Here is a 16,527-nt window from a genome sequence, read left to right on the forward strand (position 1 = left end):
AGTATACCTCCTATTAGTTTAAATGTTTTTTTACAGCGGGGATGATTTCATTTCCTATGAGTTCTATATTTTTCATGATTTTGTCAAAAGGCACGCCGCCAAAATCTATTTGTGCCATAAATCGTTGATGATTATATAATTCGTGTTGGTATAAAATCTTTTCGACAATTTGTTGAGGGCTACCAACCATTAAAGCATCTCTGTAATCTGGTGCATTAGCAAATTGTTGTTTTGGGTAACCTGTACCTCTTATAAATGACATACCCACGTTTAAATGAGGGTAGAATTCTCTCAAAGCTTCTTGCGTTGTGTCTGCAGTATAAAAGAGACTAGCTGTAGAGACTGGTAAAGATTCAGAAGAATTATCAAAACCGTTTTCTTTGGCAGTCAATCGATATTGTTCTATAGAATCTTTAAAGGTCATTGATGGGCCTCCTAAAGTTGTAATCATCATCGGTATGCCTTGTCTACCAGCTTTGATAGCACTTGCCGGCGGTCCACCAACAGCGCGCCAAATTGGTAATGTATCATCTATTGGACGAGGAAAGATTTTCATGTTATTCAAATCAGGTCTGAATTTTCCTGACCAAGTAATTTTATCTGTATTATTTAATTCCATTAGTAAATTGAGTTTTTCTTCATAAAGTTCATCATAGTTATTAAGATCTAATCCGAATAAGTCAAAAATACCAGTTCGGGATGCGCGACCTGCTACGATTTCTGCGCGTCCGTGAGAAATTAAATCTAAAGTAGCAAAGTCTTCAAATACTCTTACAGGATCAGTAGCACTTATAATGGTAGAAGAACTAGAAACTTTGATTTTGTTCGTTGCTTGGGCAATTGCTCCTAAGACAACTGTATGTGCTTGAGTCGTAAAGTGTTCTTGGTGACTTTCACCAACACCAAACACATCAATACCAGCTTGCTCAGCTAATTGACTTGCTTCTATGAGTTCATTAATTCTTTGTTCATAACTCACTTTTTCTCCGTTATGCGGATTTAATAAATGGTCTCCTAATGAGTAAAGACCAAATTCTAGGGGCGTATTTTCATTCATTTTTAAATGTGCCATAATATCATCCTTTATAATTCGTGTAGATTATTTTCAATCTCTGTTCTTCTATCTTCCATAAAATCGGGTAAATTAAGATGCTTTCCTAAGTTTTTAATACTTGTATCCAATGTAAAACCTGGATCTGCTGTTGCAAATTCATATAAGATGTGGTTTTGTCTGTAATACAATGATTCGAAAAAGTAACGATCTATAATGCCAGAGTTATTTCCAGGTTGCTGATTTATTGTTTGATAAACAGCATTTAGATCATTGCTTTTGGGTGTATTAACCGCAATATGATGTATATAACCTTGCCCTGGACGTGCGCGTTCTCCCTGCTGCTCTACAACTACGAAATCAGTGTATAGCCCCTTTTCATCTAAAGTCATAACTGTTTCGGCCATATCTTGTCTTTGCGTATACGCTAGGGTTTCTTTTAAAAAATTAAGTGTTGCTTGAGCGTTTTTAACTCTTAGTTCGACTGGCCCCATACCGAGAATTTGATACCGTTCTGGAATTTGAGTATATGGGTTTTTTCTCCAAGCATTTGGCGTTTTGTAATTATTGTTTACTAATAAAATCACTTCTAACCCATCAATATCTTTAAAAGAAATCGCTGATTGATTTAAATAGATCAACGGTTCCCAAGTTATACCAAAAGACTCGAGTCTCTTTTTAAAGAATGTTAAAGCATTTTCATCAGGGATAAGTAACGATAAACGATGTATTGAGTCCGTGCCTGGACGGTTTTTACCTAAAAGTGGTATTTCAAAAAAACTAAGCAAGGTACCAGGAGAGCCAATTTCATCTCCAAAAAATAAGTGATACATTTTAGGATTATCTTGATTAACTGACTTTTCAACTAGTCTTAAACCTAATACTTGAGTATAAAAGTCTTTGTTTTTCTTTGCATTTTTTGTATACATTGAAATATGATGATGACCAATGATATGCATAATTGCACCTCCATTTTTATAATTACCTATCATAATATTTATTTCCCTTTAAACAAATAATAAACTGAAAGGTATAAAAAGTATACTAATAATTATGAGTAGAATATAGAAATGAAAAATACTTACGGATAGTTTATAAAAATTTGTATGAATGAATTTAGTATAAAAATTTAAAAAGGACATTAATAAAGGTTTATATCTAAAAATAAACCACCCGTTATACGGATGGTTTTGATTTTGAAAACAGGTATTTATGTCTCGAGTCCACTCATATTAAGTGAGATTTAATGCACCATCTTCCATATGATATACTTTGTCGCAATATGTTGTGAGGCGTTCGTCATGGGTAACCACGATGCATGTTTTATTTTTATCTAGTGTTTGTTCTTTTAAAATTTTCATGACTTCCATAGCATTTTCCGTATCTAGGGAAGCTGTTGGTTCATCAGCTAAAATAATAGAGGGTTTCGTATACAAGGCTTTGGCAATAGCTACACGTTGTTTTTGCCCCCCTGAGATTTCACTTGGAAGTTTATTTTCAATTGCTTCAAGGTTTAATTGTGACATAAGTTGATTATAATCAGTTTGGCTTAACACATCTTTTTTCTGTTTCTCTAATAACTTGAATTGTTGTTTTACGGTTAGAAATGGTACAAGATTAGTTGCTTGAAGTATAAAACCAATTTCTTGCATTCTTGTATTTGCTAACGCTTTTTGAGACATTTGAGAAACTTCTCTATTATTAATAATAATGTCACCAGAAGACGGGGTTTGAAGCGCACCGGCCATTGTTAAGAATGTGCTTTTTCCAGAGCCAGAAGGTCCAATAATAGCAATAAGTTCGTTTTTGTTAAATTTTAAAGTTGTAGGTTTAACAGCTTCTATTTTTTGATTTCCATCTTGAAAATACTTTGTAACATTTTTGAATTCTAACATTTCATATACACTCCTACTTTATCCGATTGCTTTCAGTGGATCGACTTTTCTTATTGTTAGTATAGAGAACAGACTACCTATTAATGAAACAACGATAAGTACAACGCCATATATTATTAGCGTCACAGCGCTAAATTTAATTGGTACAGCACTTGGTAAGAAGGCGCCTGTAATTAAGGTTAATATAAGCCCGATAAGCGTACCAATCATAGCAATGATGAATGTTTGTGATAATACTACTTTTGCTAAGTAGCCATTTGTGAACCCTTGTGCTTTTAATACACCAAATAAATTTGTTTTTTGTAATGTAATTACATATAAAAATATGCCAATAACGGTTGCTGAAATAATAAATAAAAATGAAATCATAAAGTTTAAGGTTAAGTTTTGTGCTGTATAACCAGGTAAATTTTCTACAAAGCTTTCAATTCCAATTGCTTCCAAGTTGTTATTTAACGATTGATTATTCCAATTTTTATCTTTAACAACTACTGCATTTGTCGTAGATTTATCCAGGGAAGGATTGATTTTTTGGATTGTATTATTATTTGAAAATAATACTGGAGAAGCATTGTATTTTGCACTTTCACTAAAGCCTACTATTTTTAAGTTTTCATCTGATTGAGATAGAGATAGTTTATCTCCAATTTTAAACCCTTTATCTTTCAATGTTTCATCTGCAATAACTTCATTATCTGAGTTGAATTTTTTCCCTTCAATCATATCCGGTACTAAAAAAGAGTGATCTGTAACACCAAATAATAGTGCATTTTCTTCATTGTTCCCGTTAGAAACAATGACACCAGATTGTTTTAGAGTTGTTTGATTTTTGTATGTATTTTCTATGTCATCTGTATTAAAGAGAGACTGTTCAACGGTCTGGTTTGCATCTTTGTTCAGTACAATTGCATCTGCTTGCCACTTATCAATACCCTCTCTATTCATATTCATTAAGCCACTTGCTAAACCTGAAAGTAAAAAAAGCAAATAACTAATCATTATTAATACACCAATAATTAGACTGAATTTTAATTTGTTTCGTTTGATTTCGTTCCAAGCTAAAAACATAAATAACCTCATTCCATTAAATATTTTAAACACAAATAACCATTATTCTAAAATATCATAAAAACTCAAATACCTATACAAATACAGATGTGAACTGTATAGACGATTTCATATTTAATTCATATCTTACTTAAAATAAACGCTCATGATACTCAGAAAATTATTTCAAAAAACAATCAATTCAATGAGAATAACATCAATTAATGTAGTGAAACAGTCACTCCACATATAATAAGAAAGTCATAGGTTCTACATATTGCAAACAAAGATGACTTCTTAGATGATAAGCATAACATGAATAATTATCGTTAGGATTATATCCATTATAGTTGAAAGTCAATGTAAAGGAGTATATAAATGGATTTTTTTATAGTATTCGTTTTGATAGCAATATTTTTAGGAGGCTTAGTTCGAAGTTATTTTGGATTTGGTGAAGCACTGATTAGTATGCCATTACTTGCGATTATAGGTTTAGACACACATACAGCTATTTCAACCATTGGATTAGCAGGTTTATTCGTAGCTAGTTTAAATATATTTTATGATTTTAAGACGATAAAATATAAAGTTTTATGTAAGATGTTGATAGGAAGTTTACTTGGTATCCCTATAGGCATATGGTGTTTAAGACATTTTGAAGCGGGTAACGTCCAATTTATGCTTGGTATATTTTTAATTTTATATGGTATTTATGCATTGGCACGAACACTTTATTTTAAAAACTATGCTCATATTATATTGAAATCTAAAATTTGGGCATTTATTACTGGGATAGTTTCAGGTATGTTAGGGAGCTTATATAATTCTCATGGCGTACCAGTTGTGATTTATGGAACGATGACGCGGTGGGGTATTAAAGCATTTAAAAGTACAGTGCAAGCACACTTTTTAATAACAGCAATTTTTGTTGTCATCGGTCAAATCACAGGCGGTATATGGACATCACAAACATTGTCACTATTTTTATTATCAATACCTTGTTTAATTATTTCAGTGATGATTGGAAAGTATTTATCTTATGTTACAACGCCGCATAATTTTGAAAAATGGATTTATGTATTTTTAGTATTACTTGGTATACTAATGTTATTTGTCGTTTCATAACTACTATTGTGCAATGTTTAATAATATTTTTTAAAGGTCGGAATCATTTTGTCATATCACTATGAATCCGACCTTTTATTTATGATTTATTTTGATGAGCATTAGCATTTATACTTTTATTTAATAATACAAAGAATAAAATAAAAGCAATTGAGATTGTGATATGTCCTACCCCTGAAATACCAGCAATAGCAGGGCTAACACTGAATCCTTTCATAACTGCAATACCATTAACAAATTGCATAGCAACTGTTACTAAGACGCCTACATGATACACATAGAAAAAATAATTAAAAAGCGTATGGTGCTTAGTTAATTTTAATTGGTTTTCAATAACTAGGAAAATTAAAAACATGATTGTACCTAATACTAGTAAATGTGTATGAGTTACATTTAATTGTGAATAACCACTAAAGTTCTCTGCTTTAGACATTTCTCGATAAAACAAGCCACTTAGCATACCTAATATAGTATATAAAATTGAACTATACATTAATTTTTTCATTTTTATAACCTCCAGATTGTTAATGACTATAATTTAAAGAAAATTTATGAACTGAGTGTGAACAAATTATGAAATTTAATTATCAAAATCATAAATTTACTAAGTAAACAAAATATTAAAAGAAAAAAAGATATGTATTAAAAAGTGAAGTGAATTTTCTTAAAATTTTTAAGATTTAAACTTAATTTTTTTGTATTTACATTGTGCACCGTAGTTTATATAATATCTTCGGTATAAAACAACACTTTTGTTTTGAGGTTAATAGTGTTCATTTATACTGTGAATTACATGTATTTATGTTTATTATTCTTGTGTATTGTGACAGTACAATGGGTTTTGTAGATAACTATCTTTAAATTAATGTGTCGTGAAACTAAGCAACGAAATATTGTAAAGTGCATGTTATTTTATTAAAATTAACTTAACATTTAAAAATAACTTGCATTTATTTATTAGTTAAGTACAATAAAGTTGTAAAAACTTAATATGAGGTGGGAAAAAATGAAAAATGATCAAGGATTTTTACCTAATAGGTTAAATAAGTACGCTATTAGAAAATTTACAGTTGGAACTGCATCATTATTAATCGGGGCAACATTGGTATTCGGCGTTAGTAACGAAGCACAAGCAGATGAATTAGCTACGATTAAAACAGATGAAAAAACTGATAATTCTGATAAAGGGGAAGCGCTGGATGTCGAAGATATTAAAGGCGTGGAAAATAACAATGAAGCAACAAATAGTACTGAAAGCCGAACTACAGATACAGAAGAAAAGTTTGAAAATACAGAGTTAGAACGTAAACAAGATACAACTAGCAATGAAATATCAACTATTGAAACCAAAAATGAAGAAAAATCGAATCAAGAAGTAATTGATAATGAAGAAAAACAACCAGCACAAGTAGAAAATGACATAGATGAGGTATCGAAAGAGACAACACATGCTACTGAAACCAAAAATGAAAAAAATTCGAATCAAGAAAAAGTAATCGATAATGAAGAAAAGCAATCAGCACAAGTAGAAAGAGATATAGATGAGACATCGAAAGAAACAACGAATGAAAATGATATAAATAACAACGCATCTCAAAAAGAAACATCTGAAAGCGAAACATCATTTAATAATAACGTTAATAAAAAATCACCATCTGAAAGTCCGAAAAAAGAAATTACAAACAAGACATCGTCTACAGCATCATCTGAAGATAAAGAAGCATCAGCCAAAATAGATTCAAAAGCGCATACTACCGAAAAAACGAAAGACCCCTCTAATAATTCCAAACAAGCTGCTTCACAAGAAAATATAAAGCAAAGTATTGAAAAGGCAAATGCCACAGAAGCAAACGAAGAGAAAATAACGGATAAAAAAGATAATGCACAATCAAAGCTAACAGAAGAATTATCAAAAAATGATAATAAAGAAGCAACGATTAAAAATTATTTAAATAGTCAACTGCCTAATGAAGAAACACAAGCTATTTTAAACGATACAGATATAGACTATAAAAATGCAACAGATGAAGAAATCAATACTGAAATTTTAAAAGCATCTGTTATTCAACTTGCAAATCAGCAAGACAATGTAAAAACATTAGCTACCTCAAAACGTACGAGGTTACGTTCGATGGCTACACCGACTGCATTAAGCGCTGCAGTAGAACAAAATGAAGAAGTTGAAAAATCTTTAGGGTATATGGACAACTATACATTTGCCTCATTAATTTTTGATCCAAAGCATTTAGATTCTCAAGATATGTTAGATAGCAATGTTATCCCGTTCGATATTCATAGTTATATGTCAGGAGCGAATTCTGGCAATCGTTATAAAATAGACTTGAAATTGGATCCAATCATTTCTAAGCATGTTACAAAAATTACTGCTAATCCAAGTGGTAGAAAAAACCTGTTGAGTTTATAAGATTACATGACGAAAATGGCAAGTTAACTAATACTTGGGAAGTCAATTTTATTAGAGCAAATGGTGGTTTATTTGGAGGAGCAGAGATTTTATCTCAATATACTGCTACAAATGGAAAAATTGAATTAGATGATACAGTAGGAAATATTTTAAATGAAGCCGGAAATTTAGATAATAATAAACTAAATTACCAAATTTTTGTTCGCGATTCAATCAATAATAAAATTGTAAGAACTTCCGAGAGTAGCGGTTATTTATTAACTACAGCTGATGATGATTTAGTTCAATTAGAAAGTAATGTCTCAGATGAAGACAAAAATGTTTTTAAGGCAAGTAGCGGTTCAGCAACATATGATGACGCACCTGGAGAACATGGTGGATTTATAATCGACCAACAAATTATGAAAAATGGTACCTTTACGTACGGTAAAACGAAAAGTAAGCAATGGTCATATAATTATCAGATTGATAAAGACTTATTACCTTACATCGAAAGTGTAGAATTGCATACTTACGACTATAAAGGTTTATCTGGTTTTGATAAGTCTTATCATTCAGAAGATAAAGTAGCAAATATACAACTTGATAGTAACGGTAATGGAATGATAACAAGTGATAATTTAAATAAATTAATTGAGTTTAACAATGGATTACCGGAGACAGTAGGTGTGCGTATTGTTATTAAATTAAATCAAAGTGTAAATAATATATTAACTAAGGATGCACAATATGATGATCAAGGTAACTTAATAAGAGAAACTACAAAACAAAAAGATGATTTTACATTTGCAGGTTATTTAACTGATAGCGATGGACAACTTATTAATCATACATTGGGAACGTCAACATTAGCATTACAAGATTATGATAAAGATGGTCTGTTAGACAGATATGAACGTCAAGTTGCTTTATCAGACCCTGAAAACGAAGACACAGACGGTGATGGTAAAAATGATGGTGATGAAGTTATTAATTATAAAACATCTCCATTAGTAGGGAAACCTCAAGCTGCTGATATTACAAATGAAGACACGGTCGTAACAGGTTCAGTTCCACTAAAAGAAGGCGCTGCAACACAAACAGCTAAAGTGATTAACGAAAACGGGAAAGTAATTGGTAGTGCTACGGTTAACGCCGATGGTAAGTTTAATGTATCAATTCCACAATCACCAGAAGGTACTTATACTATTGCCATTGATTCGCCTAACTATGAAAACGATGAAGTTAACACGTTCAATATTATAGATCTTTCTAAAGTTCCTGTACCGTCAATCAACCCAGTTGATGATAATGATACAGAAATTCACGTCAACGGGACAGCAGGTGCTACTGTTACTGTTCGAGACAATAATAATAATGAAATTGGCTCAGTTCAAATTCCTGACGATGGTTCATCAGCAACTATCACTTTAAACCAACCACTGCCAGCTGGCACAGTTTTAACAGCAATAGCTAGTAAAGACAGCAAAATAAGTGAAAAGTCTGGCCAAATTATAGTAACAGACGAAACCGCGCCAGATGCACCAGTAATAAATCTAGTAGCAAGTAACGATACGCAAGTAACAGGTACAGCAGAACCTAACTCAACAGTGACAATTGGTTTCCCAGGTGGGGGTAAAATTTCAGTGAAAGCTGATAATCAAGGTGATTATACAGCTGATATACCAAGTGGTGTCATTCTTAAGGGCGGAGAAGTGTTCAAAGCAGTTTCAATAGATGAAGCAGGTAATGAATCAATTGTAGCAACAACAACAGTTGCAGATAAAACAGCACCTGATGCACCTACATTAGAAAATGTAACAAGTAATAGTAATCAAGTGACAGGGCAAGCAGAAGCAAACGCAACAGTTAAAGTAACGTTCCCGAGTGGCGCAATTGTTGAAACAACAGCAGACCAAAATGGAGTTTACACAGTAGCTATTCCAGAAAACGAAGGATTGAAAGGTGGAGAAACGATTGAAGCTACAGCAACAGATGTGGCAGGTAATGTTTCAGAATCTGGTAGTACGGATGTGATAGATAAAACAGCACCAGATACACCACAAATAAGTCACGTAACAAGTGTAAGTACTGAAGTAACAGGTAAAGTAGAAGCAAACGCAACAGTCAAAATAACATTTCCAAGTGGTGCAATTGCTGAAACAATAGCAGATGAAGATGGTAACTTCACAGTAGCTATCCCAGAAAGCGAAAATCTACAAGGCAAAGAAACAATTAGTGCTACAGCAACAGACACAACAGGTAATGTTTCACAACCAAGTTCAACTACAGTAACAGACGAAACAGCGCCTGCACCGCCAATAGTGAATAGCGTGACAAGTGAAGATGCGCAAATCACTGGTGAAGCAGAACCTAATACAACCGTGACAATTAAATTCCCTAACGGTGAAACAGCCACTGGTGAAACTGACGCAGATGGGAAATATGTTGTTACAATACCTAATGAAATAGACTTAAAAGGCGGAGAAGAGTTAGAAGTAAAATCCACTGATGACGCTGGTAATGAAACCGATCCAGTGAAAACCATTGTTAAAGATGAAACAGCGCCATACGCGCCTAAGGTAAATAACGTAACAAGTGAAGACAAGACAATCAGTGGAACGGCAGAACCAGGATCAACAGTGACTGTAACATTTCCAGATAATAGCACTGCGACAGGTAGAGCAGACCAAGATGGCAATTATTCAATTGAAATTCCATCAGATATTAACTTAGATGGTGGTGAAGCGTTACAAGTCGTTGCAACAGATAAAAACGATAATATTTCAGCACCGACAATGACAACAGTAGCAGACACAACAGCGCCAGATGCACCAAAGATAAATGAAGTCTCTAGTGAAGATACTCAAATTGCTGGAACTTCAGAACCAAATTCAACAGTGACCGTAACATTCCCTGGAGGTGCTACAGTCGATGTAGAAACTGACGAACAAGGTAACTTTATAGTTGATATACCAGAAAATATGGACTTGACAGGTGGAGAAGAAATTCAAGCCAGTGCCCAAGATAAATCCGATAATAAATCAACTTAAGCATCAACAACGGTTGTGGATGCGACAGCACCAGAGGCACCAACGGTGAACGAAGTAACAAGTGAAGACAAGACAATTAGAGGAACAGCAGAACCAGGTTCAACGGTAACTATAACCTTCCCAGACGGTAAGACTGCAGATGGAAAAGCTAATGCGCAAAGTGAGTATTCAATTGCTATACCGGAAAATGTGGAATTAACAGGTGGAGAAGAATTATTAGTAGCTGCTATGGATAGTAATGGAAATATCTCAGATTCTGTCACAACAACAGTTACTGATACGACAGCGCCAGAGGTACCAACAGTGAATGAAGTAACAAGTGAAGGCACAACGGTAAGCGGAACATCTGAACCAGGATCAACGGTAACAGTGATGTTCCCAGACGGAACAACAGCAACAGGTACAGCTGATGAAGAAGGCAACTACACGATTGAAATTCCAACAGATATTAACTTAGGTGGTGGAGAAAACATCACAATTACTGCGAAAGATAAAGCGGGTAACCCATCAGAGTCAGCGACAACAACGGTTACTGATACGACAGCACCAGAGGCACCAACGGTGAATGAAGTAACAAGTGAAGACAAGACAATCAGAGGAACAGCAGAAGCAGGATCAACAGTAACAGTAACCTTCCCAGATGGCACAACAGTGACTGATACAGCTGATGAAGAAGGTAATTATACGATTGAAATTCCAACTAATGTAGACTTAAATGGTGGAGAGGATATCATAGTTACTGCGAAAGATAAAGCGGGTAACCCATCAGATTCTGTCACAACAACAGTTACTGATACGACAGCACCAGAGGCACCAACGGTGAATGAAGTAACAAGTGAAGACACAACGGTAAGCGGAACATCTGAACCAGGATCAACGGTAACAGTGATGTTCCCAGACGGAACAACAGCAACAGGTACAGCAGACGATGAAGGCAACTACACGATTGAAATTCCATCTAATGTAGACTTAAATGGTGGAGAGGATATCATAGTTACTGCGAAAGATAAAGCGGGTAACCCATCAGAGTCAGCGACAACAACGGTTACTGATACGACAGCACCAGAGGCACCAACGGTGAATGAAGTAACAAGTGAAGACAAGACAATCAGAGGAACAGCAGAAGCAGGATCAACGGTAACAGTAACCTTTCCAGATGGCACAACAGTGACTGATACAGCTGATGAAGAAGGTAATTATACGATTGAAATTCCAACAAATATTAACTTAAATGGTGGAGAAAACATCATAGTTAAAGCTACAGATCAAAGTGGAAATACTTCTGAAAACACAAATACAGTTGTGCCAGGCGCAGATAAAGTACCAGATACAGGAGAAGCGCAAGATACAGATGAAACATCAGATAAAGGTGAAGCAACAAGTACAAATGAAGGAGCGATCCCAGAAGAAAAACAAAATACAAGTGAAACATCAGGCGTAAATCAATCTTCAAATACGGGGCAAACTTCTAAGGTAGATCAAAACAGTAATGCGGAATATAATAATTCAGGAAGTGCGACTAGCAATTCTAATAAAAAAGAAAAAGATAACGTAGCTAATAAAAATAATATTAATAAATCCGAATTACCTAAAACAGGGGAGCATGAAGAAAACAATGCTACTCTATTCGGTTCATTATTTGCTGGTATGGGCGCATTATTATTATTTATTAAGCGTCGTAGAAAAAAAGAAGAAGATAAATAACATCAGTTTACAAACAGAAAATTAATATAAGTATGAGTGAGGCCGAGACATAAAAAAATAATGTTTCGGCCTCAAATTTATTATGCCCAATAGCTAATTAATGTTATTTTTTTAATAAACTAATAAACTGAGTTAAATTAAATAAATACGTTTATAAATTGTGATTGATGTGTATAAATTTAATAGACTTTATAAAAATAAAATGGGGTTAATATATGTTTGTTATTATTCAATATAGCAAGGGTAATATACTTTTTTATTTACGCAATAGGAAACAAGAACCTATAAATTCAAGAGTAGTAACAATTTCAAAAAAGAATTATAAACAGAGTCTTTTAAGAAATATTTATAATTTACTTTCTCAAACGAATAATAAAGTTAAAGATTTAGATTTTCTATTACTTAAAATGAATGATTTTAAGTCATTAGAAGTGGATGCAGTTTGTGAAGTGAGTAGTTACCTTAAAATGCAACTTCATAAAAATATTATCGTAACTAATAATATAGAAACATTTAAGTATAAGGAGTATTTAAAAAGGAAAGAAAGATAATTAAAGTAATTTGATTTTTACATTATAATCATAAATTTATTTGACTTAGTATAATAGCTGAATAGTAAATTTTATTCCACTAAGTCTTTATAAAATAGTTGTCCATATAATAGAGTGACTATGAAACCAAAGGGTAGTGATTGGTTCCAATAGTCATATATTTTAGGTACATATTACACATTAATCTAATGTGGTTTCATAGTAATCTTCGCCAAGCATATTTTTAGCGACATAGGTAGATGGGTCTAAATGATGTGTGATAAATTGTGCGACTTCACCTTGTTGGATGTTATACATAAACTCAATTTCTTTTGAAAACAATCTATGCTGTGCTTTTAAATACAACCCTAAGTCTGGTAGGGGTTTTGGTGCTGATTTATCATTGTTGTTTAATGTTTCGATTGCACTAATATACACATTTAAATCTCTGCCGCCTACAATTTTAGTGCCTTGATTATCACTATTTACTATTACAATAGTAGGGAAACCTCTAACACCTAATTGTCTTACTAAGTTAAAATCATCTTGAAGTAGTTCTTGACCTTTTTTACTATTTGCTAAATCTAAAATAGTTGCAGTGTTTATCGTTTCGTTATTTTTATATAAATCCTGTACAATCGATTTAAGTACTTTAGGATTCGAAATATTTTGATTGAATACAAATACTGCTTCCCTGACGAGTCTAATGAATTCAATAGCGGTAGTAGGTGAATCTATTTGCTGGATTGCTTTATATAAACGTGATGCTGGGTATGAAGATTGCACAGGGGCGATTTCCATAATGGTACCATCGATAGGCATACGTGAATACTTTCCTACCTCTTGCCAGTGTGGTGTTACATCGGCAGGTTTATAAATGCCATTAGCTGGGTCGATTGGCCCATCTCCCCATTCCTCTAATAGACCCCCCATTACCATTTGGAAATTAAATAAATGCCCATATTGTACTAAAAATTTATTTAAAGTAGGTTCGAATGCCCAACAGTGTGAACACATAGGGTCAGTTACGTAATATAAAGTTAAGTTAGGGCTATCTATGTTTAGGTTAATTGCTTCTATTTCACTTTCCTCGTTAGGTTTACAAACGCCTGAATAGATATCACATACCATATTGTTAACCATATTTTTGTCCTCCTAAGTTTGATTAAATTGATATACACTTATAATAAGTAGTAATATGAATAATAAGTACCAACAGATTGTAATAAATGTTGAATATCCAACATTTATAAATTAATGTTGGGAGAAAATGAGGGAGTCGAATGCTACAATCAAAATCAGACTTGCGAGTTATTAAAACTAGAAAATCTATTATGCAAGCTTTTATTAAGCTTTCAGATGAAAAAGATTTTAAAAACATAACCATAAAAGATATTACCCAAGAGGCGCTTATCAATAGAGCCACTTTCTATTATCATTTTAGTGACATCTATGATTTATTGGATAAATCGCTTTCTGAAGAGCTATTAATTAATTTAAATTACGAATATTTTGAACAGTGTCAATTGGACGAAACAACCATTGCTAATATTTTTAAAGCGGTAGCAGAATTCCAATTGTCTTTAAATAGGAAGTGTCACAGAAGTTATCCGGAAACGATAAGTAATATTGTTCAAGCGCATATGGAGAGTATACTTTATAAATTATTGATTGACATTCATTTTGAGGATGATAGTACGCGTCAATTAGCAGCAAGTATGTTAAGTGCGAGTATCTACAGCGCTTCTGAAAAATGGTGTCAAAACTTTAGTGATATTTCTGCTGAAACTTATATTAAACGTGTCACACCTTATATTATTTCTGGTTTTGTATCTTGTGAAGCAACTAAAAATTGAATTGAAATGGGGTTTTTAAAATGGGGATCATTATGATTATATTGCAAATTATATTAGGTATATTTTTTATCATGACAGGTTCTAAAATATTGTCTGGCGCAATGAAAAAAGATTTTGCCCGTCTCGGCTACCCACCTATCTTTAATCAAATTACAGGTATATTCGAATTTGTAGGCGGTCTTGGTATGCTTATAGGCGTTTTATATAACGTGATTGCACTACTATCTAGTGTATTACTAGGTGTGACTATGTTTGTTGGGGCCTTATCGCTGATTTTCTTAGGTAAAGACCCAATTAAAAAAGCAATACCAGCCATCATATTATTTTTATTAAATTTTGGCGTGTTTATCTATTATATTTAGATACGTTGTTATTTTTAATATTAAAGCCCCCAGTTAACTTATTTTAAGCTGGGGGTTATTTGTAGTTGATTAAGCTAGACCTTGAATTTTTAATACAATTTCTGCTACGAGCGCAGAACCGATATATGTACTGAGCAAAATAACAATACCAATAACAATGGTTTTCCACCCTAACTTGGCGAAGTCAGCCCAGGAATTCCCTATTGAAACGCCTGCATAGGCAACAACTGGCGTGGCTAATGACAGCAAATCTACTTGTTCAGTCCATTCAACGATGTGAGAAGATCCAGGAACCCCAGGTATAGTAATGATTAAACCTATTATACCAATATAAGCAATACTTGGTATGTTTAAAGGCACGATATCACGTAAAACCAATCCTAATAAGGCGACACCCATTAATGCAAGGATGCCGGGTAATGCCTCCAAAGGCATGACATTATACCCAATCCAATTACTAAAAATTGAAATAATTCCTACTATACATAAGGTGAGAATCCAATTTATAATTTTTGAAGACATCACAGTCACTCCTTATCTTTTGTGAATTTTGATTTAACATGCATAATCAAGCTATAATATTTTCGGGTTAAAGGTAGAGCAATTAAAATACCAATATAAAGTCCCGTCACTGACGTCAGAAGATTACTTACGCCAGAAAATGCGGTAATTGTGTTAGCTTGGTCAGGATACATTTCGACTAAAGGCCCCAGAGCAGCTGCAGTCATTACGCCACTTCCTACTCCTGTAGCCATGGCAAAAGCAATCGGACTAAATGGTAAAATGGAAACCAAAATACCAGAAAAGATACTAAAAAATATCGCCCCAAAAATGGTTCCAAATATGTACATAGACATCACGCCTCTCCACTCTGGGGAAGAGATACCATATTTTTCGGTGATCAGCGCTAAATTGGGTTCTCTACCTATTGAATGAGTCATCCCTATAGACTCACGTCGTAAACCTAATAATATAGCTAATGGTAATGAAATGATAATCGTAGCTAAATTGCCAGCTTCCTGTAATATTAAAGCAGGCCCAGCTGCAATGATTTTAGGTAATGCGGGCCCTGCTTCTACACCAAATTTTGCTATGAGTAGTGCTACTGAAATAAATACCATTGGTTCGGAATTTTTAGCTTGTTTTTTACCGATGATGGGCGTGAAATAAACCCCTAATCCGAGTAACACTGCATAAACAACTGGCAACAAAAGGATTGAAGTTATGCCTAAAGGTATTTTATGCGCACCAATGACTTCGGAAATAATCATAATAATTAATACAATGCCATGTAATCTCCAATCTTTCCAAAGTGTATTTTGTTGTTTCATATCAATCCCTCCTAGTTAAAATATTCCGAAAATTCTAAATACGAATAAAATCTATTCTATACTTAATATTTCAAAATGAAAAGGGTATCAATATGATTTATAAATTTTAGAAATTTGGTAAGTGTAAATATGGAATTTAAGCGTATAATGGACCCACTACAATCGAAAG

General features: G+C 33.4%; 15 protein-coding genes. 7 read left to right on the plus strand and 8 right to left on the minus strand.

All coding sequences use genetic code 11. The features are described from left to right. Positions 1–13: 13 nt before the first annotated feature. From KA894_RS08130 to KA894_RS08145, 4 genes are all read right to left on the minus strand, one after another. Positions 14–1,072 (minus strand): LLM class flavin-dependent oxidoreductase, encoded by a 1,059-nt coding sequence (locus tag KA894_RS08130; RefSeq protein WP_096808199.1) that lies wholly within the window; start codon positions 1,070–1,072, stop codon positions 14–16. A gap of 11 nt (positions 1,073–1,083) precedes the next feature. Beyond that, a complete protein-coding gene (locus tag KA894_RS08135) occupies positions 1,084–2,010 on the minus strand; it encodes a VOC family protein (protein WP_096808200.1) in 927 nt (308 codons plus the stop codon). 273 nt (positions 2,011–2,283) lie between these two features. Next, entirely contained in the window at positions 2,284–2,946 is a 663-nt protein-coding gene (locus KA894_RS08140; RefSeq protein ID WP_103373727.1) for an ABC transporter ATP-binding protein, read from the minus strand. A gap of 18 nt (positions 2,947–2,964) precedes the next feature. Continuing rightward, complete coding sequence (locus KA894_RS08145; protein WP_107644355.1) at positions 2,965–4,014, minus strand: ABC transporter permease; 1,050 nt, start codon at positions 4,012–4,014, stop codon at positions 2,965–2,967. Between the two features lie 357 nt (positions 4,015–4,371). Between KA894_RS08145 and KA894_RS08150 the strand changes: the two genes are divergently transcribed. Further along, complete coding sequence (locus tag KA894_RS08150; protein ID WP_096808203.1) at positions 4,372–5,118, plus strand: sulfite exporter TauE/SafE family protein; 747 nt, start codon at positions 4,372–4,374, stop codon at positions 5,116–5,118. A 79-nt stretch (positions 5,119–5,197) separates the two neighbouring features. Here the strand turns inward: KA894_RS08150 and KA894_RS08155 are convergent, their stop codons facing one another. After that, positions 5,198–5,623, minus strand: coding sequence for a DUF2871 domain-containing protein (locus KA894_RS08155; protein WP_119487845.1), 426 nt, complete (start codon positions 5,621–5,623; stop codon positions 5,198–5,200). A 501-nt stretch (positions 5,624–6,124) separates the two neighbouring features. Between KA894_RS08155 and KA894_RS14705 the strand changes: the two genes are divergently transcribed. The 4 genes from KA894_RS14705 (at position 6,125) to KA894_RS08175 (ending at position 12,830) form a co-directional block, all read left to right on the plus strand. Beyond that, complete coding sequence (locus KA894_RS14705) at positions 6,125–7,543, plus strand: YSIRK-type signal peptide-containing protein (RefSeq protein ID WP_245337202.1); 1,419 nt, start codon at positions 6,125–6,127, stop codon at positions 7,541–7,543. Positions 7,544–7,944: 401 nt separating this feature from the next. Continuing rightward, complete coding sequence (locus KA894_RS08165; RefSeq protein ID WP_210133879.1) at positions 7,945–10,575, plus strand: Ig-like domain-containing protein; 2,631 nt, start codon at positions 7,945–7,947, stop codon at positions 10,573–10,575. Between the two features lie 15 nt (positions 10,576–10,590). Beyond that, entirely contained in the window at positions 10,591–12,279 is a 1,689-nt protein-coding gene (locus tag KA894_RS08170; protein ID WP_348634105.1) for an Ig-like domain-containing protein, read from the plus strand. A 215-nt stretch (positions 12,280–12,494) separates the two neighbouring features. Continuing rightward, positions 12,495–12,830: a hypothetical protein gene (locus tag KA894_RS08175; RefSeq protein ID WP_103373452.1), complete on the plus strand. Its 336-nt coding sequence runs from the start codon at positions 12,495–12,497 to the stop codon at positions 12,828–12,830. Positions 12,831–13,010: 180 nt separating this feature from the next. On the opposite strand, the gene KA894_RS08180 is transcribed toward KA894_RS08175, so the two are convergent. Continuing rightward, positions 13,011–13,952, minus strand: coding sequence for a DsbA family protein (locus tag KA894_RS08180; RefSeq protein WP_119488162.1), 942 nt, complete (start codon positions 13,950–13,952; stop codon positions 13,011–13,013). Positions 13,953–14,092: 140 nt separating this feature from the next. Here KA894_RS08180 and KA894_RS08185 point away from each other — a divergent pair, with 140 nt between their 5' ends. Further along, entirely contained in the window at positions 14,093–14,665 is a 573-nt protein-coding gene (locus KA894_RS08185) for a TetR/AcrR family transcriptional regulator (RefSeq protein WP_103373450.1), read from the plus strand. 20 nt (positions 14,666–14,685) lie between these two features. Beyond that, positions 14,686–15,027 (plus strand): DoxX family protein, encoded by a 342-nt coding sequence (locus tag KA894_RS08190; protein WP_103373449.1) that lies wholly within the window; start codon positions 14,686–14,688, stop codon positions 15,025–15,027. 69 nt (positions 15,028–15,096) lie between these two features. Here the strand turns inward: KA894_RS08190 and KA894_RS08195 are convergent, their stop codons facing one another. Further along, complete coding sequence (locus KA894_RS08195; RefSeq protein ID WP_103373448.1) at positions 15,097–15,549, minus strand: hypothetical protein; 453 nt, start codon at positions 15,547–15,549, stop codon at positions 15,097–15,099. A 5-nt stretch (positions 15,550–15,554) separates the two neighbouring features. After that, positions 15,555–16,358, minus strand: a complete 804-nt coding sequence (locus KA894_RS08200; RefSeq protein WP_103373447.1) for a DUF3100 domain-containing protein — start codon at positions 16,356–16,358, stop codon at positions 15,555–15,557. Between the last annotated feature and the right edge of the window lie 169 nt (positions 16,359–16,527).

It is taken from the genome of Staphylococcus sp. GDY8P131P (assembly GCF_017891975.1).
Taxonomy (GTDB): domain Bacteria; phylum Bacillota; class Bacilli; order Staphylococcales; family Staphylococcaceae; genus Staphylococcus; species Staphylococcus nepalensis.